Consider the following 23,830-nt stretch of genomic DNA (forward strand, 5'->3'; position numbering starts at 1 on the left):
GGTGGTGGCGCGCGCCCCTCCCCGGCGGGGGCGTTGTCAGCGGGGCGTCGTCAGCGGGGCGTCGTCAGCGGGGGCCTCCTCGGCGGGGCCGTTCGGCGATCAGGTAGCGGAAGACGTTCGCCATCCGCACCGAGCCGTCCGGCCGCAGGTACGGCTGGAGCGACTCCTCCAGCTCCTTGGCCACCAGCGCCGGCCCGGAGAACTCCGCCGCCGCGTCGTACAGCCCGGTGGCGAGCAGCCCGCGCAGCGCGCTCTCCAAGTCGGGGTAGGCGAACGGGCAGCCGACCCGGCCGCCGCCGGCCGGGCGCAGGGCGGTCCCGGCGAGCAGGTCCTCCAGCGCGCCGGGCGGGCTCAGCTCGAACGGGTCGCGCGCCGCGCTGCGCCGGGCCATCCGCCGGGCGACGTCCAGCACGGCCGCGCTCTCGCAGCGCTCCCGGGGCCCCCAGGCGGCCAGCACCACGTGCCCGCCGGGCAGGACCAGCCGGGCCGCCGCGGCCACCGTACGGCGCGGCTCGGTGCCCGGAGGCGGCTGCTCGAAAACCGTGACCAGCGAGTAGGCCGAGCGGGCGACGTCCGCCCCCGGCCGGTGGTGCGCGCGGACCGGGAGCCGGCGCTCCGCGGCCAGCCCGCGCAACTCGTCGTCGGGCTCCAGCCCGGCCACCTGCGCGCCCCGGCCGGCGGCCAGCAGCAGGGCCAGGCCCGAGCGGCAGCCCAGGCCCAGCACGCTGGTCGCCGGGCCGACCTCCAGTCGGTCGTGGACGGCCTCGTAGAGCGGCACCAGCATCCGCTCCTGGATCTCCGCCCAGTCCCGGGCCCGGGCGGCGGTCCGCCCTGCGCCGGGGGGTGCTGCGGTCGTGCCGGTCACCCGCGCTGAAGCCATCGCGGCCTCCCATCCGGTCCTTCGGTGTGCTGCTCCGGCCCCCCTCGACGTCCCGCCCCCACTCCAGCGAACAGCGGCTCGGGCGCGGCGTCCAGAGGGGTGCGGGGTGGTGCGCGCGTGTCGGGGTCGTGCGCCCCCGGGCGGGCCGCGGGGGGAACGGATTCGAAGTCGGGGGCCCGCTCCCCGTACGATTCGCCCATGGCTAAGGCACCCGTTCTCACCCCCCAGGCGGAAGACTTCCCGCGCTGGTACCAGGACCTCATCAACAAGGCCGAGCTGGCCGACAACGGTCCGGTGCGCGGCACCATGGTCATCCGACCGTACGGCTACGGTCTGTGGGAGCGGATGCAGCAGGAGATGGACGCCCGGATCAAGAAGGCCGGCGCCCAGAACGCCTACTTCCCGATGTTCATCCCGCAGTCCTACCTGACCAAGGAGGCGGAGCACGTCGAGGGCTTCGCCCCCGAGCTCGCGGTGGTCACGCACGGCGGCGGCAAGCAGCTCGACGAGCCGGTCGTGGTCCGGCCGACCTCCGAGACGATCATCAACGAGTACTTCTCGAAGTGGGTGCAGAGCCACCGCGACCTGCCCCTGCTGATCAACCAGTGGGCCAACGTGGTCCGCTGGGAGCTGCGCCCGCGCGTCTTCCTGCGCACCACCGAGTTCCTCTGGCAGGAGGGCCACACCGCCCACGCCACCTACGAGGACGCCCGCGACTACGCGTCGATGATCCACACCCAGGTCTACGGCGACTTCATGACCAACGTGCTCGGCATCGACGTCGTGCTCGGCCGCAAGACCGCCAAGGAGCGCTTCGCGGGCGCCATCAACACCCTCACCCTCGAGGGCATGATGGGCGACGGCAAGGCGCTGCAGATGGGCACCAGCCACGAGCTGGGCCAGAACTTCGCCAAGGCGTTCAACACCACCTACCAGCTGCAGGGCGCCGAGCGCGAGTACGTCTGGCAGACCTCCTGGGGCGTCTCGACCCGCATGGTCGGCGGCCTGATCATGTCCCACGGCGACGACAGCGGTCTGCGCGTCCCGCCGCGGCTGGCCGCCGTCCAGGCCGTGGTCCTGGCCATCAAGGGCGACGACGCGGTGATCGCCAAGGTCCGTGAGATCGGTGCCGCGCTGGAGGCCGCCGGTGTCCGGGTGGTCGTCGACGACCGCACCGACACCCCGTTCGGCCGCCGGGCCGTCGACTGGGAGCTCAAGGGCGTCCCGCTGCGCATCGAGGTCGGCCCGCGCGACCTGGAGAACGGCACCGCGATGCTGGCCCGCCGGATCCCGGGCGGCAAGGAGCCGGTCTCGATCGACGGCCTGGCCGCGACCGTCCCCGGGATCCTGGAGGAGGACCAGGCCCTGCTGCTGCGTCAGTCGCGCGAGCGCCGCGAGACCCGCACGGTCGACGTGAAGACCATCGACGAGGCCGTCGAGGCCGCCGCCACCGGCTGGGGCCGGATCTCCTGGGCCGAGCTGGGCGCGGAGGGCGAGGCCAAGCTGGCCGAGCAGGGCGTCTCGGTGCGCTGCATCGTGGCCGCCGACGGATCGGTGCCGCAGACGGACGACCAGGAGGGCAACGTCGCGCTCGTCGCGCGCGCCTACTGACCGTTCGGTGGACTTCCCGGATGCGGGACGATCACGAAGGATGTCGCCGTAAATCGAGGTGCGGTGACGCGTTCTGACGGTTGTCGACCTGCCTGACGGGAAATTCGTACGTCCGGTGACCGGCCTTGTTCCGCGCATGTCTCACATACCGACATCCCTACTGGCCGGTCAACTGCCGGTATTAACGGAATAGCGGTACGGTGTACGGCCCGTGGCCCTGTCAACTCGACAGGACCACGGGCCGTACGTCCTGGGGGCGACAGCCCGCCCCCGGACGGAAATGACGAGGCGCCCGCCGTGGCGGCGGGCCCAAACCGGCAGGGGGTTGGTCTTGCGTCAGATCCGGAACGCGCATTTCGCGCGTAGTCGCACATTCCTGAGAGGTTCCTGGGAATTCCCGGGGAACCGGAACACGCGGAACATCGGCTCCTACTCCATCGTTGGTCTAGCGTGAGCACGACACAGCCCCTCGTTCTCGCGGCCGAACTGGCCGCCGCCTGGAGTGACATCCAGGCCTACCACCAGGACCTCCCCGACCTCGCCTCGCCCGAGGCGTTGATCGGCGAGTCCTCCTCGGCCTGTGGCACCCGGCTCGGTTTCGAGCGGCTCCTCCACGAGGCTGCCCATGGTCTGGCCGCGGCCCGGGACATCCGGGACACCTCGCGGGCCGGCCGCTACCACAACCGGCGCTTCCTGCTCCTGGCCTCCGAGCTGGGCCTGGCGCACCCGGTCGAACCGCACGCCAGTAGCGGCTTCTCCCAGGTGACCATGCTCAAGGAGACCCGCGAGCGGTACGCCGAGACCATCGAACGCCTGGATCGCGCCCTCGGCGCGCACCAGGAGGCGGTGGCCGGTGAAGGGGCCTCGCGCGCCTTCCGCGGTCCGGCGGCGCGGCACGGCTCCTCCGGGGGCGGCGTCCGGGTCAAGGCGGTCTGCGGCTGCGGGCGCAACGTCCGGGTCGTGCCGTCGGTGCTCGCGCAGGCGTCCATCGTCTGCGGTGCGTGCCAGCAGCCGTTCAAGATCGCGTAGTCCGGCTCGCGACGCGTCGCACGACTCGGGGAGCCTCACGGCTCGGGGAACCGAGGGGAACCGGCGGGCGGCTTTGCGGGCAGTGGCCCGGCCGGGGCGACCCAGTAGCGAGCCGGCACGGGATCCAGTACGGATCCGCATGGTCCACCAGATCCACCAGATCCACCAGATCCATCGATGATTCGCCAGTGAGGTGCACCGCGTAGGTGCGTGTTGGGCTGACCGGGAGCGGGGGCTCCCGGTCGACCTGTTTTCGGGGGTCGGCGCCCCGTGTGGCAGAATGGACCGCTGAGTACTCGGCAGCCGGGCAGGACCCCTCTCTCCTTCGGCTGGCGTGTCCCTTGAACGGCCCACCGCGCAACCCCACGCGAGGGCGAGGCCGCTCACCCACGTCAACACCAGGAGATTCCACTCCCGTGGCAGTCAAGATCAAGCTGAAGCGTCTCGGCAAGATTCGCTCCCCGCACTACCGCATCATCGTCGCCGACGCCCGCACCAAGCGTGACGGTCGCGCGATCGAGGAGATCGGCATCTACCAGCCGACCTACAACCCCTCGAAGATCGAGGTCGACGGCGACCGCGCCCAGTACTGGCTGTCCGTCGGCGCCCAGCCGACCGAGCCGGTGCTCGCCATCCTGAAGCTGACCGGCGACTGGCAGAAGTTCAAGGGCCTGCCGGCTCCGGAGCCGCTGAAGGTCGCCGAGCCGAAGGTCGAGGACTTCTCGCACCTGTTCGCCAAGGCCGTCGCCGGCTTCGAGGACGCCACCACCGGTGTCGCCATCACCCCGAAGGCCAAGAAGTCGGACAAGGCCGAGGCCGAGGCCGACGCCGCCGCCGAGGCCTGAGCGTGATCGAGGACGCCCTCGACCACCTGGTGAAGGGCATCGTCGAGCACCCCGACGAGGTGCAGGTGCGTTCGCGCAACCAGCGTCGGGGCAACACCATCGAGGTGCGGGTGCACCCCGATGACCTCGGCAAGGTGATCGGCCGGGGTGGCCGCACGGCGCGCGCCCTGCGCACCGTGGTCGGCGCCCTCGGCGGTCGCAACGTCCGCGTCGACCTGGTCGACGTGGACAACATTCGCTGACCAGGCTGCTCGTTCAGCCGTCAGGGTTTTCGAGGCCGGTCGGGACGCATGTCGTCCCGGCCGGCCTTCGCCGTTCTCACCGGCACCCTCGCAGCGTCCACACAGCGCTTCGCTGCATCCAACAGCACTTCGTAACACTCCGCAGCACTCATCCAGGAGAACGATCACCGTGCAGCTCGTCGTCGGCAGGATCGGCCGCGCCCACGGCATCAGGGGGGACGTCAGCGTCGAGGTTCGCACCGACGAACCCGAGCTCCGGCTCGGCCCCGGTGCGGTCCTGCTCACCGACCCGGCCTCGGCCGGTCCGCTGACCGTCGAGTCCGGCAAGGTGCACAGCGGGCGGCTGCTGCTGCGGTTCGCCGGCGTCAAGGACCGCAACGCCGCCGAGGCGCTGCGCGGCACCCTCCTGATCGCCGAGGTCGACCCGGAGGAGCGTCCGGAGGACCCGGAGGAGTACTACGACCACCAGTTGATCGGCCTGGACGTGGTGCTGCTCGACGGCACCCCGGTGGGTGAGCTCACCGAGGTGATCCACCTGCCCTACCAGGACCTGCTCACCGTGAGGAAGGCGGACGGGACGGATGTGCTGGTGCCCTTCGTCTCCAGGATCGTGCCGACCATCGACCTGGAGAACCAGCGCGCCGTCATCGACCCGCCGGCCGGGCTGATCGACCCGGACCGGGCCGAGGTCGCGGGCACCGGGGAGGAGCCGCAGTGAGCTCCGAGGAGACCGTGGCCGCCGGCGACGCCGTGACGGCCGGGGAGGCTCCGGTGGTCGCTGAGACCGTTGAGGCCGCCGAGGCCGTCGGGGCCGTCGGGGCCGTCCAGGTCGGCCGGGCCGTCGAGAGCGTCGGTGCCGTTGAAGCCGCCGAGACCGCCGAGACCGTCGGGGCCGGGGCGACCGCCGTGCGGCACGGGATGCGGATCGACGTCGTGTCGATCTTCCCCGAGTACCTGGAGCCGCTGGACATCTCGCTGGTCGGCAAGGCGCGCGCCCGCGGCCAGCTCGACGTGCACGTCCACGACCTGCGCGACTGGACGTACGACGTGCACCGGACCGTCGACGACAGTCCGTACGGCGGTGGCCCGGGCATGGTGATGAAGCCCGAGCCGTGGGGCGAGGCCCTCGACGCGGTGCTCGCCGCCGGGCCGGCGGGGGAGGTGCCGACCCTGGTGGTACCCACTCCCAGCGGCCGGCCGTTCACCCAGGAACTCGCGCAGGAGCTGGCCGGCCGGCCGTGGCTGGCGTTCACCCCGGCCCGGTACGAGGGCATCGACCGGCGGGTGATCGAGGAGGCGGCCACCCGGATGCCGGTGGTCGAGGCGTCGATCGGTGACTACGTGCTGGCCGGCGGCGAGGTCGCCGTGCTGGTCATGGTCGAGGCGATCGCCCGGCTGCTGCCCGGAGTGCTCGGCAACGCCGAGTCCCACCGGGACGACTCCTTCGCGCCCGGCGCGATGGCCGACCTGCTGGAAGGCCCGGTCTACACCAAGCCCGCCGAGTGGCGCGGCCGCACGGTGCCGGACGTCCTGCTGAGCGGGAACCACGGCAGGATCGCCCGCTGGCGCCGCGATCAGGCCTTCTCCCGCACCCTGGCCAACCGGCCGGACCTGGTGGCGCGCTGGCGGCACGCGGACTTCGACAAGAAGGACCACGCGGCGCTCTCGGTGCTCGGCCTCGCCTGGGACGAGGGGCTCGGCCGATTTCGGTCCGCGGCCGGTGATGTGGAAGAATAGGCCGCTGCTGTCTGTCGCTGGGCTCCTCCCGTAGGGGTCACGTGGTTCGGCGCCCCCGCCACGGGGGGATCGCCGGTAGCCGGTGCGGCCCGCAGCAGACCCCATTTGTGACGACTTCCGTGGGCGGCCCGTGGCGCCTGCGATGGAGAGCAACATGAGCAACAAGCTCGCTGCTGTCGACGCGGCCTCGCTGCGTAGCGACATCCCGGCGTTCCGCGCCGGTGACACCCTGAAGGTTCACGTCCGGGTCATCGAGGGCAACCGCTCCCGTGTCCAGGTCTTCCAGGGCGTCGTCATCCGCCGCCACGGCGCCGGCGTCGGTGAGACCTTCACCGTTCGCAAGGTCAGCTTCAACGTCGGTGTCGAGCGCACCTTCCCGGTGCACACCCCGGTCGTCGAGAAGATCGAGGTCGTGACCCGCGGTGCGGTTCGCCGCGCCAAGCTGTACTACCTGCGTGACCTTCGCGGCAAGGCCGCGAAGATCAAGGAGAAGCGCGACCGCTGATCCACCGGCCCCCGGCGCTGCCGGGGGATCGGATCGCTCTGGGGGGCCGGGCTGCCGCACGGTAAGCTCAGCCTCCGATGAGCACGCACGAACCACCCGCGGACCGCGACGGCCGTCCCGCACCCACCGGTGCGGACTCGCCGACGCGGTCCGCGGTCGTTTCCGCGGCGGCTCCGGCGGAAGACCCCGGGGACGAGGGCGACCGCGAGGGCGACTGCGGCTGCCGGGGTGACTGCGAGGGCGACTGCGAAGGCGCGGAGCCCGAGGATGGGCGCTCGCGCTCGCGGGACCTGCTGCTGCTCGCCGGGATCTGCCTGCTCGCGCTGCTGCTGGTGAACGCCTTCGTGGCGCGCCCGTTCTCGGTGCCCTCCGGGTCGATGGAGAACACCCTGCGCCCGGGCGACCGGCTGGTGGTGAACCAGCTGTCCTACGCCTTCGGCGGCCATCCGCAGCGCGGTGACGTGGTGGTGTTCGACGGTACGGGCTCCTTTCTGCGCAAGCCGCTGGAGCGCCCCGGCCTCTGGACCTCGCTGCGCTCCTTCGGCCGTGACATCGGGCTGGTCCCGGCCGGTGACTCGGTCTACGTGAAGCGGGTGATCGGGCTCGGCGGTGACCGGGTGACCAGCGCCGGACCGGGCCACCCGCTCACCGTCAACGGCGTGCCGGTCGACGAGTCCGGCTACCTGTTCCCCGGGGACGAGCCGTCCGCCGTGGCCTTCGACGTGGTGGTGCCGCCCGGCAAGCTCTTCGTGATGGGCGACCACCGCAGTGCCTCCCGGGACTCCCGTGACCACCTCGGCGACCCCGGCGGCGGGTTCGTCCCCGAGTCCAAGGTGATCGGCCGGGCCGCCTGGGTGGTCTACCCGGTCGGGCGTTGGACCACCGTCGACCGGCCGGCGGCCTTTGCCGCGACAGGGGGGACCGGTGGCCATGGGGACCAGAGGTAGGGGGCGGCTCGCCGACCGTCCGCCTGCCGGACCTGCCGGACCTGCCGCCGAGTCTGCTGCGGAGGTTGCCACCGACCCTGTCCCCGCCGATCTCGCCGATCTCGCCGATCCCGCTGCCCCGGCTCCCGCGCTGCGCGGGCGCGCCGAGCGCCGGCGCAGCGCCCGCCGGGCCGCCCGTCGCCGCAGGCGCTCCCGGCTGCGCGAGATCCCGCTGATCGTGGTGGTCGCACTGATCGTGGCGCTGGTGATGAAGACCTTCCTGGTGCAGGTCTTCATGATCCCCTCCGGCTCGATGGAGCAGACCATCCAGATCGGGGACCGGGTGCTGGTGGACAAGTTGACCCCCTGGTTCGGGTCCGAGCCGGAGCGCGGCGAGGTGGTGGTGTTCAAGGACCCGGGCGGCTGGTTGGAGGGCGCGCCCGGGCCCTCGGCGGACGGGCCGGTCCTGCGCGGGGCCAAGCAGGTGCTGACCTTCGTCGGGCTGCTGCCCTCCGACAACGAGCAGGACCTCATCAAGCGGGTGATCGGGGTCGGCGGCGACACCGTCGAGTGCTGTGACGAGCAGGGCCGGGTCAGCCTCAACGGCAAGCCGCTGGACGAGCCCTACCTGGCGCCGGGCAATCCGCCGTCCCGGCAGCCGTTCAAGGTGGAGGTGCCACAGGGGCGGCTCTGGGTGATGGGTGACCACCGCGATGTTTCCGCCGATTCCCGTTTCCACATGGGCAATCCGGGGCAGGGCACCATCCCGGTGAGCGATGTGGTGGGGCGGGCGTTCATGATCGCGTGGCCGCCGGGCCGGGTTCATCAACTTGAGGTGCCGGTTTCACTCTCCTCGGTGGCGCGGGCTCCGGCGGGCGGCGGAACCGCGCCGGGTTCGGCGGGCGGCGGGCCGGTTCCTGAGGAACCTCCGCTCGTTATGGGTGTGTTGGGCATCCTTCCGCTCATCGGCCGCCGGGCGGGACGGGACCGGCTGTAGGCCCGGGCGGCCCGGCCGCCGGCCGGACCGCGCGTGTGGGACCGCGAGCCGGATGCCCGGGAGTGATAGAGAAGTGCTGGGTGCGGCCGGGCTCGTGACGAGGGGTCGTACCCGAAGGCTGTGCGAGTGTCAGTCGGACCCGTCCGGGGCCGGTCCTGGCGGGTGCGGTCGGTGGTGGAGCGTGGTGCCCGCTGTGCGGCACTCTGAGCGCGGGCGCACGGGCGTCCGCACAGCAGGGAGGAGACGTTGTGGGGGATTTGGTGATCGGCGCCCGCTCAGGCGCCGGCGAGCCCGAGGGCCCCGGCGGCCGGGCGGCCCGGTCCGCGGATGCCGTGACGCCCTCGGCCTCGGCCGAGGAGGCGGCGGCCCAGTCCTCGGACGGGCACGGCGACGGCACGGGTGATGCCCCGCCGCCCCTCCCGGGAGACTCCGGACCGGCGGACGGTACCGAGGAGCAGCCGCAGCGGAACGAGCGCAAGCCGCGTTCGTTCTGGAAGGAGCTGCCGATCCTCATCGGCATCGCCCTCGTCCTGGCGCTGGTGATCAAGACGTTCTTCGTCCAGGCGTTCTCCATTCCGTCGGAATCGATGCAGAACACGCTGCAGGTCGGTGACCGGGTCCTGGTGGACAAGCTCACCCCGTGGTTCGGTGCCGAGCCCGAGCGCGGCGAGGTCGTGGTGTTCCACGATCCGGGCGGCTGGCTGGCCGACGAGCCCACCCAGGAGAGCAGCAACTCCTTCGTCCGCGGTGTCCAGAACGTGCTGAGCTTCGTCGGTCTGATGCCCTCCGACAACGAGAAGGACCTCATCAAGCGGGTCATCGCGGTCGGCGGGGACACCGTCGAGTGCGAGGGCGAGGGCCCGGTGAAGGTCAACGGGATCGCGCTCGACGAGCCGTACGTCTACCCCGGCAACACCCCGTGCGGGACCAAGCCGTTCGGCCCGCTGAAGGTCCCCGACGGCCGGATCTGGGTGATGGGCGACCACCGCGCGGACTCGCTCGACTCGCGCTTCCACATGGACCAGCCGGGCGGCGGCGCCGTTCCGGTGGACGATGTGATCGGGCGTGCCTTCGTGGTGGCCTGGCCGGTCAACCGCTGGTCGACGCTGCCGGTGCCGGACACCTTCGACCAGAAGGGCCTGGCGGCGGCCGTGCCGGCGGTGCCGGCCGCAGCCGGTGCCGTGGGTGCCGTCGCCCTGCTCCCGCTGGTCCGCCGGCTGCGGAACCGGCAGGACCGCGACCGGCGGTCCTGACCACTGCCGGGGGCTCCCGGGTCTTGCGCGGGCCGTGGTACCGACGAGTAATCTGCTCGGACGTGCCACGGCCCGCCGGGTTTTCCGCCCCTGGCCCCGGCGCGCCGCCGTGGGTCTTTCCGGGTCGGTCAGGGGTTGGACGGTGTCGATGAGCAGTGTCGTGGAACTGTCGGCCGGCGATCAGCCGTCCGCCGCCCGCCGCCGACGCGCCCCCGGGGCCGTGGTCCAGGGCGTGCTGCTCGGCCTCGGGCTCGTCCTGCTGATCGGCGGCTTCGCGGTGATCGCCGCGACCTACCGGCCGTACGGTGTCCCGACCGCCTCGATGGCGCCCACCGTCCAGGCCGGGGACACCGTTCTGGCCCGGAGGACCGACGGGGCGGACGTCCGGCGAGGTGACGTGGTGGTCTTCCGTGACCAGGCCTGGGGCGGCCGACTCATGGTGAAGCGGGTGGTCGCGGTCGGCGGGGACACCGTCGCGGTCGGGACCGGCGACCAGCGGCTGACCGTCAACGGCAGGCCGGTCGACGAGCCCTACCTCCAGGCACAGGGCGCCCAGGGCGCCGCCTTCAGCGTGGAGGTTCCGCCCGGCCGTCTCTTCCTGCTCGGCGACAACCGGCTCGGCTCGCTCGACTCCCGCGTCCACCTGGAGGTCGACGGCGGGACCGTCCCGGCCGCCGAGGTGGAGGCCCGGGTCGAGGCCACCGTGCTTCCGTTCGGCAGGGCGGGCCTGCTGGCCGGCACCACGGCGTTCGAGGCCGTCGACGGGAGCCGTCCGGTCGGCCCGGGACCGCTGGAGCCCGCGTTCGGGGCGTGCGTTGTAGGCGCGGCGACGATCCTCGTGACCAGCGCGGTGGGCGGAGTGGCGGGCCTGGTGCGCCGTCGCCGCGCGACCTGATCCCGGTCGGCGCGGTCCGAGCCGGTACCGCTCTGCCCAACCTCGCCCCGGACGACCGCGCCGGGTGGCAGGATCGGGGGAGCGACCGGGGCGGACGAAGGGAGCGTGGAGGCTCGTCATGGCGGCACAGCGGCGCAGGGCTTCGCGGATCCTGCTGCTCGACGGGCAGGACCGGCTGCTGCTCTTCCACGGCTCGGACCCGGCGGTTCCCGGCGTGACCTGGTGGTTCACCCCGGGCGGCGGCTTGGAGCCGGGGGAGGACGTCCGGGACGCCGCCGAGCGCGAGCTCCGGGAGGAGACCGGATTGCGCGGCGTGGAGCTGGGACCGGTGGTGGCGTACGGCAAGGCTTCGTTCTCCTATCGGGGGCGGCGCTACGAGCAGGAGCAGTGGTTCCACCTGGCCCGCACCGAGGAGACGGTGCTGGACCACTCGGACATGGGCGAGGACGAACACGCCCAGCTGCTCGGGGCGCGCTGGTGGACGGTCGGGGAATTGCGGGCCACTGCCGAGACGGTCTATCCGGTCGGACTGGTGGACTTTCTGGAGCGGCTGCTGGCCGAGGGGCCGCCGGCCGCTCCGGTCAGGCTCTGAGGGTGAGCGCGGTGGTCCACAATGGGTGGACGTGACAAGTTGAGGGGACGCCTGGATGAGTGCCGAAGATCTCGAGAAGTACGAGACCGAGATGGAGCTCAAGCTCTACCGGGAGTACCGGGACGTCGTCGGCCTGTTCAAGTACGTGATCGAGACCGAGCGACGGTTCTACCTCACCAATGACTACGAGCTGCAGGTGCACTCGGTGCAGGGCGAGGTGTTCTTCGAGGTGTCGATGGCGGATGCGTGGGTCTGGGACATGTACCGGCCGGCCCGGTTCGTCCGCAAGGTCCGGGTGCTGACCTTCAAGGACGTGAACATCGAGGAACTCGCGAAGAGCGACCTGGAGCTGCCCTCGGACGAGTCCGGCTTCGGGAACTGACGTTGGACCGCCCGGTCCCCTGATGTCCAGGGGAATTTCGGGTATTCCGGGATAATCACTCCCGAGGGTGACAGGAGTTATCCACAGGCCCGAGTTTTCCACAGGGGAGAACAACTCCCTGGTCCGCTCCCGCAGTGCGCGGCAACCTCCACGGCGGAGGTGGTCACCGTGCAGGAGATCGAGCGCGCCACGCGCAAGCAGACCGCGAAGGCCCGGCCGGACGGGCAGCCGTGCCGGAGGAAGCCGCGGGCCCCCGTGGAAGGCCCGCCGCCGGGCGCGCCGGGACCGGAGCGGCCGAGCAACAGCGGCCTCGGCCGCTACGGCGAGCAGGTCGCAGCCCGTCGGCTCGTCGAGGACGGGCTGCGCATCCTCGACCGCAACTGGCGCTGCGTCGAGGGCGAGCTGGACATCGTCGCCCTCGACGGCGACACCGTCGCGGTCTGCGAGGTCAAGACCCGTTCCGAGCGGGGCTTCCAGCAGCCCAGCGAGGCCATCGGTCCGACCAAGGCCGACCGGCTGCGCCGACTGGCCGAGCGCTGGATGGCCGAGCGCTGGCCCGGCCACTTCGCCCGGCTGGCCGGCCCCGGATACCGGCCCGGCGCCACCGACCCGCCGTGGGCGCCCGTCCCGCCCGGCGGCGTCCGGATCGACCTGGTCGCCGTCATCAACCGGACCCGTGGCGCCGCTTCGGTCGACCACCTGCGCGGGGTGGTCTGAGATGGCCTTCGCCCGTACCTGCTCCGTGGCACTGGTCGGCGTCGACGGGGTGATCGTCGAGGTGCAGGCCGACCTGGAGCCCGGGGTGGCGGCGTTCACCCTGGTCGGCCTGCCCGACAAGGCGCTCTCCGAGGCCCGCGACCGGGTGCGCGCGGCGGTCGTCAACAGCGGCGAGGCCTGGCCGCAGCGGAAGCTGACCGTCGGGCTGAGCCCGGCCGCGGTGCCCAAGAGCGGCAGCGGCTTCGATCTCGCGGTGGCCTGCGCCGTGCTGGCCGCCGCCGAGCGGCTCGATCCCTCCGCGATCGCCGACCTGCTGCTCATCGGCGAACTCGGACTGGACGGGCGGGTGCGCCCGGTGCGCGGGGTGCTCCCGTCGGTGCTGGCCGCCGCCGACGCCGGCTACCGGCGGGTCGTGGTCGCTGACCAGACCGCCGCCGAGGCCGAGCTGGTCCCCGGGGTGACCGTCCTCGGCGTGCGCAGCCTGCGCCAGCTGATGGCGATCCTCACCGGCGCCCCCGAACCGGAGGAGCCCGCCGACCGACCCGGCGGGCACCCCGACCCGCTGATGGCGGGCCTAATGCTCCCCAGCGCGGGGGTGCGCGGGCTGCCCGACGAGGCGGCCGCCCGGATGGACCTGGCCGACGTGGCCGGCCAGTACGAGGCCCGCCGGGCGTTGGAGATCGCCGCCGCCGGCGGTCACCACCTCTACCTCAAGGGACCGCCCGGCGCGGGCAAGACGATGCTGGCGGAGCGGCTGCCGGCGCTGCTCCCGCCGCTCACCCAGAAGGAGGCGCTGGAGGTCACCGCGGTCCACTCGGTGGCGGGGCTGCTCCCGGCCGGGCGGCCGCTGGTCGATCGCGCGCCCTACTGCGCCCCGCACCACTCGACCACCATGCCGGCGATCGTCGGCGGCGGCAGCGGGCTGCCGAGACCGGGTGCGGTCTCGCTGGCCCACCGGGGTGTGCTGTTCCTCGACGAGGCGCCGGAGTTCCCCGTCCGGGTGCTGGACGCGCTGCGCCAGCCGCTCGAATCGGGCGAGGTGGTGATCGCCCGGTCGGCCGGATCGATGCGGCTGCCCGCCAGGTTCCTGCTCTGCCTGGCCGCCAACCCCTGTCCGTGCGGGCGCCACTCGCGGCGGGGCGAGGGCTGTGAGTGCACGCCCGCCATGGTCAGCCGCTACCAGGGGCGGCTCTCCGGGCCGCTGCTCGACCGGGTCGACCTCCAGGTCCAGGTCGCCCCGGTGACCAGGGCCGAGCTGATGCAGCGCGACACCTCGGCGGAGACCACCAAGGTGGTCGCCGCCCGGGTGCTGGCGGCCCGTGGACGCGCGGCGGCCCGGCTGACCGGCACCCCGTGGCGGACCAACGCCGAGGTCCCCGGCCACGAGTTGCGCACCCGCTGGCAGTTGGCGCCGGGCGCGCTGAACGACGCGGCGCGCCAGCTCGAACGGGGCCTGCTGACCGCCCGCGGCCTGGACCGGGTGCTGCGGGTCGCCTGGACGGTCGCCGACCTGGCCGGACGCGACCGCCCCGAACAGCGCGACATCCGGACGGCCCTCGTGCTGCGCACCGGCGTCGAACAGGGGATCCCGCTCACCGATCGCTTCTTCGGCCGCCCGGACCCCGTCCCGGACCGGACCGTTGACCGGGCCGTTGACCGGACCGGCGACGGGGCGGGCGCCAAGGCCGAGCGCCGCCCGCCCCGGCCCCGGTCCGCGCGTCGGACGGCCGATCCGCAACCCGAGCCCGAGGAGGCCGCCACGTGAACCTCGCCGTGAACGAGTTCCCCCAGGGCCCGCCCACCGGCCCCGGGGCCGCCTCGCAGCCCGGTCCCTGCCCCGACCCCCACCCCGACCCCCCGCCCACCCCGATCCCCGATCCCGAGCGTCTCGCCCGGGCGGCGCTCAGCCGGCTCGCTGAACCCGGGGACGCCGCGCTCGGCCGCTGGCTCGCCGACACCGACGCCCTCGACGTCGTCCGGGCGATCCGGGACGGCACGGCACCGCAGCGCCCCGGCCCGGACGACTCCCGGCTGGCGGCCTACCGCGCCCGGCTGCCCGGCGTCGACCCGGTCGCCGACCTGGAACGGGTACGGGCGGCCGGTGGGCGCTTCATCATTCCGGGCGACACGGAGTGGCCCAGCCAGCTGGACGACCTGGGCGAGACCCGGCCCACCGGCATCTGGGTGGTCGGTACCGGCTCGCTGCGCCTGCTCGCGCTGCGCTCGGTCGCGGTGGTGGGCGCCCGGGCGTGCACGGCCTACGGCGCGCACATCGCCGGGGACCTCGCCGCCCAGCTCGCCGAACGGGGCTGGGTGGTCGTCTCCGGCGGCGCCTACGGCATCGACGCGGCCGCCCACCGGGGTGCGTTGGCGGTCGGCGGCCCGACCGTCGGCGTCCTCGCCTGCGGGGTGGACGTGGCCTACCCGAGGGGCAACACCGGGCTGATCCGCCGGATCGGGGAGCAGGGGCTGCTGCTGAGCGAACTCCCGCCGGGGGAGCACCCGACCAGGTTCCGGTTCGTGCTGCGCAACCGGGTGATCGCGGCGCTGACCCGCGGCACGGTAGTGGTCGAGGCGGCGCTGCGCAGCGGTGCGCTCAGCACCGCCAGACGTGCCCGGGACCTCAACCGCCACACCATGGGTGTGCCCGGCCCGGTGACCTCGGAGCTGTCCGCCGGGGTGCACGCCCTGATCCGCAGCGGAGCGGCGACCGTGGTCACCGACGCCGCCGAGGTCATCGAGCTGATCGGGGCGATCGGCGAGGACCTGGCGCCGCAGCGCGGTGGGCCGGTGCTGCCCAGTGACCTCCTGGAGCCGGCGGCGGCCCGGGTCCTGGAGGCGGTGCCCGGCACCCCGGACGGCGCGCCAGTGGAGCGGCTGGCCCGGCAGTCCGGACTCCCGCCGGACGAGGTGCTCCAGCGGCTCTACGAGCTGGGCTCGCTGGGCCACGTCGAGCGGCACGGTGCGCACTGGCGCCTGGTGCGGAGGAGGTGATCACGGGGCCGGACGGCGGACGGCGCGGGGACGACCACACGGACGAGTGGGAGGCGGGCGGGCGGTTGACGGCGCGGTCTGGCGGTTGACGGCGCGGGCGGGCGCGGCGGGGCCCGGCGTCCGATGCGTTCGCCTCCACCACCCCGGGGCGGTGACACGAACGCCACCGGATCGGGGGACGACCGAGTGGCGGTAGCACTGCGCAGTGAGTCGGTCACGCTACGCTCGCCCTGCCTTCCCTATCAGCACATGACTCGGCAGAACGGCGCAGACCTACGTATGCCCACACACATTCCCGGACACCGAGTGACCGGTGGCGCCCGGTCCTCGGGAGGGCCGCGCACCGAGCGGCGCACCGTGACCGAGTTCCCGTCCAAGGCCACGGGCGGGATGGGGGCCCTCGCGCGGCAGGGCGGCCGTCCGGCGCACCCCGGGGCGCACGACGACCGTCCGGACGCGCCCGGCGCTTCCGCAGACCCGAGCGCCCCCGCGCAGGCCGAGGCGCCGGGCCTCCGCCGGGAGGCGGGCGCCCGGGAGCGCACGGCGCTCGAGGAGCTCTGGCGCGCCTACAAGGAGACTGCCGACCAGCGGCTGCGGGAGCAGCTGATCCTGCACTACTCACCGCTCGTCAAGTACGTGGCGGGCCGGGTCGGGGTCGGCCTGCCCTCCAACGTCGAGCAGGCCGACTTCGTCTCCTCCGGGGTCTTCGGGCTGATCGACGCGATCGAGAAGTTCGACATCGAACGCGCCATCAAGTTCGAGACCTACGCCATCAGCCGGATCCGCGGCGCGATCATCGACGAGCTGCGGGCGCTGGACTGGATCCCGCGCTCCGTGCGGCAGAAGGCGAAGGCGGTCGAGCGGACGTACGCGACGCTGGAGGCCCGGCTGCGGCGGACGCCGAACGAGCCCGAGGTGGCGGCCGAGATGGGCATCGCCATCGAGGACCTGCACGCCATCTTCAGCCAGCTCTCGCTCGCCAACGTGGTGGCGCTCGACGAGCTGCTGCACCCCGTGGGCGAGGGCGGCGACCGGCTCAGCCTGATGGACACCCTGGAGGACCACGGCGCCGACGACCCGGTCGAGGTGGCCGAGGACCGCGAGCTGCGCCGCCTGCTGGCGCAGGCCGTGAACACGCTCCCCGAGCGGGAGAAGACGGTGGTGACGCTCTACTACTACGAGGGCCTGACCCTCGCCGAGATCGGCCAGGTGCTCGGGGTGACGGAGAGCCGGGTCAGCCAGATCCACACCAAGTCGGTGCTCCAGCTGCGCGCCAAGCTGTCGGACATCCGGTAGCGGGCCAGGGCTCCGGGAGGGTGCGCCGCGTACGCCCGGCCCGCGCCCCGCGCCCCGGTACACAACCCTCCGCATCGGGCAGGTGCGCGGCACCGTACCGGTGGGATGTAGGGCTCCGTACAGTGGAGGGCGTGCCGAAGATCCGAGCAGCCAGTGTGGCCGAGCACCGTCAGATGCAGCGGGCAGCCCTCCTCGACGCTGCCCGCAGTCTCCTCACCGAGGGAGGCATGGAGGCCCTGACCTTCCCCGCGCTCGCGGCGCGCACGGGCCTCGCGCGGTCCTCGGTGTACGAGTACTTCCGCTCCCGGGCGGCCGTGGTCGAGGCGCTCTGCGAGAGCGACTTCCCGCTCTGGGCCGCCGAGATCGAGGCCGGGATGGCGGTCCGGGACACCGCGGCCGAGCGGATCGAGGCCTATGTGCGCGGCCAGCTCGCCCTGGCCGCCGACCCGCGCCACCGGGCGGTCGCCGCGATCTCCGCGCTGGAACTGGACGACGCGGCCCGTGAGCGCATCCGGGCGGCGCACGGTGCGCTGGTCGGACTGGTGGTCCAGGCCCTGGAGGACCTCGGCCACGAGCAGCCCCGGCTGGCCGCCGCGCTGCTGCAGGGCATCGTCGAGGCGGCCGTCCGCCAGTCGGAGCAGCGGGCGGCGGGCGGCCGGGCCGAGAGCCCCGAGGTGATCGCGGACGCCGCCGTCGCCCTCGCGCTGCACGGTCTCGGCCCGGGCTGATCCGCTCTGCCGGGTCCTGCGGGAGCCGGTCGGTGAGCGGCAGCAGCCGGGCCCGGCCGGTGCCGAACAGGGCCGGCGGATCGAGGTAGCGCCGCCCGCGCAGCAGGCCCCAGTGCAGGCAGGCGCCCTCGGCGCAGTGGCCGCCCCCGGCGGCGAGTCGGCCGATCACACGGCCCGCCGCCACCGCGGTGCCGACCGGGACGGTGCCGTCGACCGGCAGATAGGTGGTCCGCAGTGGCAAGGCCGGGGGAGCGCCCGCCGCCGGATGGGTGACCGTGACCACCGGCCGCCCGGCCACCGGTCCGGCGAACGTCACCACCCCGGGCGCCGCGGCCCGGACCTCCGCGCCGGGCGCGGCGGCCAGATCGACCCCCCGGTGCCCCGCGCTCCAGGGCCGCGCCGGCGTCTCGAAGCGGTGGACCACGGCGCCCGGCCCGCCACCCGGACCGTCCACCGGCCACGCCCGCCCGTCGCCACCGCTCCCGGCATCACCACCACCCCCACCACTCCCGCCACCACCCCCGCTTTCCCCATCACCCCCGCCACCCCCGCCGTCGCGAACACCACGCCCCGCCGCGTGTGCGGGCACCCCGCCCCACCCCGTCGGCAGCAATGCGCCCGGCATCACCGGAACCACCACCAGAGCGACCAGAGCCACCAGAACAGTCAGAACCACCAGCAGCAGCCGTCGGCCGGGCCGCAGCCCGGCCGGAACCCGGGCGGCAGGGGCAGTCGCGCGAGTCGCGCCAGTCGTGCCAGTCATGCCAGTCATGGCGCCGAGGTTCCCCGGCCCGCGCCGGCCCCGCCACCGCTTGCCCGGTTCCTGTGGACAACCGGCCCCTGTGGACGGTGGCCGTCCCTCGAACGGGTGTACCCCGCCGGGTTGACGCGGCCCCAACGGGGCCGTCCGGGTGCCCCGGACCAGGCGTCTCCCCGGCCGCCCGCCGCCCGCGGAGTCGCCCGGCGCTCGGCGCTTCCCGTACACTTCACACGCGACCCGGTCCGCCGGGTCGACTTCGCACGCCCCGCCACCGGTGGACGGAAGCGGCTCCGCCGCCGCCCCCGCCAGGTGCGAGTGCCGCTCGGTCCGCCGAGCCCGGCCGGTCCCCGGACCGCCGGGTGGAAGCGGCTCGGCACGTTCGGGGCGTCAGGCGTGGCTGTCACCTGGCCGCCACGGACAAACCGAGCCTGACCCGGCCGTTCGCACGCGCCGAGCGGGGAGCGCCACCGTGCGCCGACCGCGACGCCGTCGCGCCAGAGCCGGGCGTAACACCTGAGGAGCACGGCCATGGCCGTCGTCACGATGCGGGAGCTGCTGGAGAGCGGCGTCCACTTCGGTCACCAGACCCGCCGCTGGAACCCGAAGATGAAGCGCTTCATCATCACGGAGCGCAACGGCATCTACATCATCGACCTCCTGCAGTCGCTGAACTACATCGACCGCGCCTTCGAGTTCATCAAGGAGACCGTTGCCCACGGCGGCAGCGTCCTCTTCGTCGGCACGAAGAAGCAGGCCCAGGAGGCCATCGCCGAGCAGGCCACCCGCGTGGGCATGCCCTACGTGAACCAGCGCTGGCTCGGCGGCATGCTGACCAACTTCTCGACCGTCTACAAGCGCCTGCAGCGCCTCAAGGAGCTGGGCGAGCTCGACTTCTCGGACGTGGCCGGCTCCGGTCTCACCAAGAAGGAGCTCCTGGTCCTCCAGCGCGAGCACGACAAGCTGGAGAAGACCCTCGGCGGTATCCGCGACATGCAGCGCGTTCCCAGCGCCGTCTGGATCGTGGACACCAAGAAGGAGCACATCGCGGTCGGCGAGGCCCGGAAGCTCAACATCCCGGTCGTCGCCATCCTCGACACCAACTGCGACCCCGACGAGGTCGACTACAAGATCCCGGGCAACGACGACGCGATCCGCTCCGTCACCCTGCTGACCCGCGTGATCGCCGACGCCGTCGCCGAGGGCCTCAAGGCCCGCGCGGGTGTCGCCAAGGGCGACGTCAAGGCCGAGCCGGGCGCCGACCAGCCGCTCGCCGACTGGGAGAAGGACCTCCTGGAGGGCGAGAAGAAGGCCGCCGAGGCCCCCGCCGCCGAGGCTCCCGCCGCCGACGAGGCGCCGGCCGCCGAGGCTCCGGCCGAGCAGGCCTGACGTACCAAGGGTGAGGGGCACCCGCCGGTACGACACCGGTCGGTGCCCCTCTCTCCCGTGCCTGGGCCGAACCACCGGCCCCGGTGCTACCCCACGCAGACACGCGAGACGCGAGAAGAGATTCACACCATGGCGAACTTCACCGCCGCGGACGTCAAGAAGCTCCGTGAGCTCACCGGCGCCGGCATGATGGACTGCAAGAAGGCCCTGGACGAGGCCGAGGGCAACGTCGAGAAGGCCGTCGAGATCCTTCGCATCAAGGGCCAGAAGGGCGTTGCCAAGCGCGAGGGCCGCGACGCCTCCAACGGCGCCGTCGCCGCGCTGATCGCCGAGGACAAGAAGTCCGGCGTCCTGGTCGAGCTGAACTGCGAGACCGACTTCGTCGCCAAGGGTGACAACTTCGTCCAGGTCGCCGACGCGATCGCCACCCACGTCGCCGCCACCGCCCCGGCCGACCTGGACGCCGCCCTCGCCTCCGAGATCGAGGCCGGCAAGACCGTCCAGCAGTTCGTCGACGAGGCCAACGCGACCCTGGGCGAGAAGATCGTCTTCCGTCGCTTCGCGCAGTTCGACGGCGACGGCTACGTCGCGGTCTACCTGCACAAGACCAGCCCCGACCTGCCGCCGGCCGTCGGCGTCCTGGTCGAGCTGGACAAGGAGAACGCCGAGGTCGCCAAGGACGTCGCGCAGCACATCGCCGCCTTCGCGCCGAAGTACCTGTCCCGCGAGGACATCCCGGCCGAGGACCTCGAGAACGAGCGCCGCGTCGCCGAGGCCACCGCTCGCGAGGAGGGCAAGCCCGAGGCCGCCCTGCCGAAGATCGTCGAGGGTCGCGTCACCGGCTTCGTCAAGGAGCACTCCGTCCTGGAGCAGGCCTTCGCGAAGGACAGCAAGAAGACCGTCGCCAAGGTCCTCGAGGAGAACGGCGTCGCCCTCAAGCGCTTCGCCCGCTTCCGCGTCGGCGCCTGAGCCACGTTCCACCCGGGCTTCCGGCCGTAGGCTGGAAACCGCCCCCGCCCGCTGACCAGGGCGGTGGGGAACGCGCCGTACGGGCTCACCCAGCGCCATCCGTCCATGGGCGAGCCGCGTCGGCAGCATGAACGACGAGGAGGCCATTGCCGTGCAGGACACCGAACCGGTTCCCGCGGCAGTGGCCTCCTCGCGTGTACGCGCAGGCCGGGGATCCGCACGTCCGCGCCTGTGAACCAGTAGGTGTAGAAGGAGAAGTCCATGCAGGAGACGCAGGAGACCGCGCAGGACACCCACGACGGCACGCGCCGCCGGGTGCTGCTGAAGCTGTCCGGTGAGGCCTTCGCCGGCGGCGGCGGGCTCGGCGTCGATCCGGACGTCGTGCACGCGATCGCCCGCGAGATCGCCACCGTCGTCCGCGCTGGCACCGAGGTCGCCGTGGTGATCGGCGGCGGGAACTTCTTCCGCGGCGCCGAACTCCAGGTCCGCGGCATGGACCGGGCCCGCTCGGACTACATGGGCATGCTCGGCACCGTGATGAACTGCCTCGCGCTCCAGGACTTCCTGGTCAAGGAGGGCATCGAGACCCGGGTCCAGACCGCCATCACGATGGGCCAGGTCGCCGAGCCGTACCTGCCGCTGCGCGCCGTCCGGCACCTGGAGAAGGGCCGTGTGGTGATCTTCGGCGCCGGTATGGGCATGCCGTACTTCTCCACCGACACCACCGCGGTGCAGCGGGCCCTGGAGATCCACGCCGACATCCTGCTGATGGGCAAGAACGGCGTGGACGGCGTCTACGACGCCGACCCCCGGACCAACCCGGACGCGGTCAAGTTCGACGCGCTGGAGTACTCCGAGGTCATCGCGCGTGACCTCAAGGTCGCCGACCTCACCGCGATCACGCTGTGCAAGGACAACAACCTCCCGATGCTGGTGTTCGAGCTGCTCGCGGAGGGCAATATCGCGCGCGCGGTGAAGAGTGAGAAGATCGGCACACTCATCAGCCAGGATTCTGTCCGGGCCTGAGCAGCAACCAGCCGCACCGGACGGAGCCGCCGCCGCGAGGCCGCGCCGCCGAAACCGGTCGGAACAACCGCAGATGAACCGGACAGGGAGATCACAGTGATCGAAGAGACCCTCCTCGACGCCGAGGAGAAGATGGAGAAGGCCGTCGCCCACGCCAAGGACGACTTCGCCGCCATCCGCACCGGCCGCGCGCACCCGGCGATGTTCGCCAAGATCGTCGCGGAGTACTACGGCGCCGTGACGCCGATCAACCAGCTGGCGTCCTTCTCCGTGCCGGAGCCCCGGATGGCGGTCGTCTCGCCGTTCGACAAGACCGCGCTGAAGGCCATCGAGCAGGCGATCCGCGACTCCGACCTGGGCGTCAACCCGTCGAACGACGGCTCCATCATCCGGGTCGTGCTCCCCGAGCTCACCGAAGAGCGCCGCCGCGAGTTCATCAAGGTCGCCCGCGGCAAGGGCGAGGACGCCAAGGTCTCGATCCGCGCCGTGCGCCGCAAGGCCAAGGACGCCATCGACAAGCTGGTCAAGGACGGCGAGGTCGGCGAGGACGACGGCCGCCGCGCCGAGAAGGAGCTCGACGACACCACGGCCAAGTACGTGGCCTCCGTCGACGAGCTGCTGAAGCACAAGGAAGCCGAGCTGCTCGAGGTCTGATGAACGACGCCCCTGACGCCCCTGGCTACTGGGGCACGTCCGACCAGCAGTACCAGCCGTACCCGCCGTACCAGCCTGCGCAGGGACCCGCCGCCCCTGCGCGGGCTGCCGGCGTACCCGGGCACCCGGCGCAGCAGCCCGGGCCGTACGGTCCGCCGTACGGTGCGAACGACCCCGGCCACCGAACGGGTCACTCCCAGCAGCCTCCGGTGTACTGGGACCCGGACGCGGAGGAGACTCAGGTCATGCCTCCCGTTCCGGCCGACCCGGGCCCGCAGCCCGTGCCCCCGCCCGGGGCCGACCCCGTCGAGGGGCCGGCCCGGGAGGCCGGTCGGCTGAGCGGACCGCTGTTCCGCGACGAGCAGCCCGGGGCGGCGGAGCCGGGTGCGTCGGAGACGGTCGTGCTGCGCGCGATCACCGACGACACCCCGCCGCCCGCCCCCGCGGGCGGGCCGCGCCCCGGCGCGCCGGGCGGACCGGCGGCGGGGCAGCCCTTCGTCGTGCCGTCGTCCCACCCAGGGCAGGAGACACCCGTGGCCCAGGCCGATCCGCAGCCTCAGCCGCCGCAGCGCAAACAGCGCGGCGGCCGCAACCTCCAGGCCGCGATAGGCGTGGGCGTCGGCCTCGGCGCGGTGATCGTCGCCTCGCTGTTCGTCGTCAAGGCCCTGTTCCTGGTCGTGGTGATCGCGGCGGTGTCGGTCGGCGTCTGGGAGCTGACCAGCCGACTGGCCGAGCGCAAGGAGATCAAGGCGCCGCTGGTGCCGCTGGTCGCGGGCGGCATCGCGATGGTCGCCACCGGCTACTGGTCGGGGATCCAGTGGGCGGCGGCCTCGCTGGCGCTCACCGGGCTGGCGGTGATGGTCTGGCGGATGGCCGAGCCGCCGGAGAACTACCTGCGGGACATAACGGCGGGCATCTTCACCGCCTTCTACGTCCCGTTCCTCGCCACCTTCGTGGCGATGATGCTGGCGGCCGACGACGGTCCGCAGCGGATCGTGCTGTTCCTCATCGTCACGGTGTGCAGCGACACCGGGGCGTACGCGGTGGGCTACAAGTTCGGCAGGACCAAGCTGGCGCCGACGATCAGCCCGGGCAAGACCCGCGAGGGCCTGGCCGGCGGCATCGGCCTGTCGATGCTGGCGGGCGCGCTGCTGATGGAGCTGGTCATCGACGGCGGCAGCTGGTGGCAGGGCCTGATCCTGGGCGGCTGCGCGGCGGTCACCGCGACCCTGGGCGACCTGGGCGAGTCGATGATCAAGCGCGACCTGGGCATCAAGGACATGGGCACGCTGCTGCCCGGTCACGGCGGCATCATGGACCGGCTGGACTCGCTGCTGCCGACCGCGCCGGTGGTCTGGCTGCTGCTGGCGGCCTTCGTCGGCAGCTGAGACCGCCACCCCGCGCAC

At 72.9% G+C, this 23,830-nt stretch carries 24 protein-coding genes and 1 pseudogene; 23 read left to right on the plus strand and 2 right to left on the minus strand.

Features of this window, described 5'->3' with window-relative positions; translation table 11 throughout:
• Nucleotides 1-64: 64 nt before the first annotated feature.
• A complete protein-coding gene (locus ACFU74_RS12050; protein ID WP_380755418.1) occupies nt 65-880 on the minus strand; it encodes a class I SAM-dependent methyltransferase in 816 nt (271 codons plus the stop codon).
• A 198-nt stretch (nt 881-1,078) separates the two neighbouring features.
• Here ACFU74_RS12050 and proS point away from each other — a divergent pair, with 198 nt between their 5' ends.
• The 18 genes from proS to ACFU74_RS12140 all read left to right on the plus strand — a co-directional run bounded on the left by proS (nt 1,079) and on the right by ACFU74_RS12140 (nt 17,629).
• Complete coding sequence (proS, locus tag ACFU74_RS12055) at nt 1,079-2,491, plus strand: proline--tRNA ligase (RefSeq protein ID WP_380755420.1); 1,413 nt, start codon at nt 1,079-1,081, stop codon at nt 2,489-2,491.
• A gap of 450 nt (nt 2,492-2,941) precedes the next feature.
• Entirely contained in the window at nt 2,942-3,520 is a 579-nt protein-coding gene (locus ACFU74_RS12060; protein ID WP_030306744.1) for a hypothetical protein, read from the plus strand.
• Between the two features lie 416 nt (nt 3,521-3,936).
• Complete coding sequence (gene rpsP, locus ACFU74_RS12065; RefSeq protein ID WP_344337896.1) at nt 3,937-4,365, plus strand: 30S ribosomal protein S16; 429 nt, start codon at nt 3,937-3,939, stop codon at nt 4,363-4,365.
• 2 nt (nt 4,366-4,367) lie between these two features.
• Nucleotides 4,368-4,607, plus strand: coding sequence for an RNA-binding protein (locus tag ACFU74_RS12070; protein WP_380755422.1), 240 nt, complete (start codon nt 4,368-4,370; stop codon nt 4,605-4,607).
• A gap of 169 nt (nt 4,608-4,776) precedes the next feature.
• Entirely contained in the window at nt 4,777-5,325 is a 549-nt protein-coding gene (gene rimM, locus ACFU74_RS12075; protein ID WP_380755424.1) for a ribosome maturation factor RimM, read from the plus strand.
• A gap of 200 nt (nt 5,326-5,525) precedes the next feature.
• Complete coding sequence (trmD, locus tag ACFU74_RS12080) at nt 5,526-6,344, plus strand: tRNA (guanosine(37)-N1)-methyltransferase TrmD (RefSeq protein WP_380755479.1); 819 nt, start codon at nt 5,526-5,528, stop codon at nt 6,342-6,344.
• Nucleotides 6,345-6,498: 154 nt separating this feature from the next.
• A complete protein-coding gene (gene rplS / locus ACFU74_RS12085) occupies nt 6,499-6,849 on the plus strand; it encodes a 50S ribosomal protein L19 (protein ID WP_063347674.1) in 351 nt (116 codons plus the stop codon).
• A gap of 77 nt (nt 6,850-6,926) precedes the next feature.
• Nucleotides 6,927-7,796: a signal peptidase I gene (gene lepB / locus ACFU74_RS12090; RefSeq protein ID WP_380755426.1), complete on the plus strand. Its 870-nt coding sequence runs from the start codon at nt 6,927-6,929 to the stop codon at nt 7,794-7,796.
• 217 nt (nt 7,797-8,013) lie between these two features.
• The gene (lepB, locus tag ACFU74_RS12095) at nt 8,014-8,772 is read left to right on the plus strand and encodes a signal peptidase I (protein ID WP_380755428.1); all 759 of its coding nucleotides are present in this window, start codon (nt 8,014-8,016) and stop codon (nt 8,770-8,772) included.
• 248 nt (nt 8,773-9,020) lie between these two features.
• Nucleotides 9,021-10,025, plus strand: a complete 1,005-nt coding sequence (lepB, locus tag ACFU74_RS12100) for a signal peptidase I (protein WP_380755430.1) — start codon at nt 9,021-9,023, stop codon at nt 10,023-10,025.
• Between the two features lie 148 nt (nt 10,026-10,173).
• On the plus strand, nt 10,174-10,920 hold the full coding sequence (gene lepB, locus ACFU74_RS12105) for a signal peptidase I (protein ID WP_380755432.1): 747 nt from the start codon (nt 10,174-10,176) through the stop codon (nt 10,918-10,920).
• Nucleotides 10,921-11,038: 118 nt separating this feature from the next.
• Nucleotides 11,039-11,512: an NUDIX hydrolase gene (locus ACFU74_RS12110; RefSeq protein ID WP_380755434.1), complete on the plus strand. Its 474-nt coding sequence runs from the start codon at nt 11,039-11,041 to the stop codon at nt 11,510-11,512.
• A 55-nt stretch (nt 11,513-11,567) separates the two neighbouring features.
• The gene (locus ACFU74_RS12115) at nt 11,568-11,894 is read left to right on the plus strand and encodes a DUF2469 domain-containing protein (RefSeq protein ID WP_030056781.1); all 327 of its coding nucleotides are present in this window, start codon (nt 11,568-11,570) and stop codon (nt 11,892-11,894) included.
• Between the two features lie 168 nt (nt 11,895-12,062).
• On the plus strand, nt 12,063-12,611 hold the full coding sequence (locus ACFU74_RS12120) for a YraN family protein (protein WP_380755436.1): 549 nt from the start codon (nt 12,063-12,065) through the stop codon (nt 12,609-12,611).
• A 1-nt stretch (nt 12,612) separates the two neighbouring features.
• Entirely contained in the window at nt 12,613-14,376 is a 1,764-nt protein-coding gene (locus tag ACFU74_RS12125) for a YifB family Mg chelatase-like AAA ATPase (protein WP_380755438.1), read from the plus strand.
• Nucleotides 14,373-15,605, plus strand: coding sequence for a DNA-processing protein DprA (dprA, locus tag ACFU74_RS12130; RefSeq protein ID WP_380755440.1), 1,233 nt, complete (start codon nt 14,373-14,375; stop codon nt 15,603-15,605). Before ACFU74_RS12125 ends, dprA begins: the two co-directional genes overlap by 4 nt.
• Nucleotides 15,606-15,995: 390 nt before the next feature.
• The gene (whiG, locus tag ACFU74_RS12135; RefSeq protein WP_380755481.1) at nt 15,996-16,901 is read left to right on the plus strand and encodes an RNA polymerase sigma factor WhiG; all 906 of its coding nucleotides are present in this window, start codon (nt 15,996-15,998) and stop codon (nt 16,899-16,901) included.
• 155 nt (nt 16,902-17,056) lie between these two features.
• Complete coding sequence (locus ACFU74_RS12140; protein ID WP_380755483.1) at nt 17,057-17,629, plus strand: TetR/AcrR family transcriptional regulator; 573 nt, start codon at nt 17,057-17,059, stop codon at nt 17,627-17,629.
• A gap of 136 nt (nt 17,630-17,765) precedes the next feature.
• Here ACFU74_RS12140 and ACFU74_RS12145 read toward each other — a convergent pair.
• Nucleotides 17,766-18,401: pseudogene (locus ACFU74_RS12145) on the minus strand (peptidoglycan DD-metalloendopeptidase family protein); the annotation flags it as partial.
• 516 nt (nt 18,402-18,917) lie between these two features.
• Between ACFU74_RS12145 and rpsB the strand changes: the two are divergent.
• The 5 genes from rpsB (at nt 18,918) to ACFU74_RS12170 (ending at nt 23,812) form a co-directional block, all read left to right on the plus strand.
• Complete coding sequence (gene rpsB, locus ACFU74_RS12150) at nt 18,918-19,775, plus strand: 30S ribosomal protein S2 (RefSeq protein ID WP_380755442.1); 858 nt, start codon at nt 18,918-18,920, stop codon at nt 19,773-19,775.
• Nucleotides 19,776-19,904: 129 nt separating this feature from the next.
• The gene (gene tsf, locus ACFU74_RS12155) at nt 19,905-20,744 is read left to right on the plus strand and encodes a translation elongation factor Ts (protein ID WP_380755444.1); all 840 of its coding nucleotides are present in this window, start codon (nt 19,905-19,907) and stop codon (nt 20,742-20,744) included.
• 261 nt (nt 20,745-21,005) lie between these two features.
• Entirely contained in the window at nt 21,006-21,770 is a 765-nt protein-coding gene (gene pyrH, locus ACFU74_RS12160) for a UMP kinase (RefSeq protein ID WP_350568694.1), read from the plus strand.
• Nucleotides 21,771-21,866: 96 nt separating this feature from the next.
• Nucleotides 21,867-22,424 (plus strand): ribosome recycling factor, encoded by a 558-nt coding sequence (gene frr, locus ACFU74_RS12165; protein WP_380755447.1) that lies wholly within the window; start codon nt 21,867-21,869, stop codon nt 22,422-22,424.
• 245 nt (nt 22,425-22,669) lie between these two features.
• Nucleotides 22,670-23,812, plus strand: coding sequence for a phosphatidate cytidylyltransferase (locus ACFU74_RS12170; protein ID WP_380755449.1), 1,143 nt, complete (start codon nt 22,670-22,672; stop codon nt 23,810-23,812).
• Nucleotides 23,813-23,830: the final 18 nt, after the last annotated feature.

Origin of the sequence: Kitasatospora sp. NPDC057500, from assembly GCF_042802195.1 — a bacterium.
Taxonomy (GTDB): domain Bacteria; phylum Actinomycetota; class Actinomycetes; order Streptomycetales; family Streptomycetaceae; genus Kitasatospora.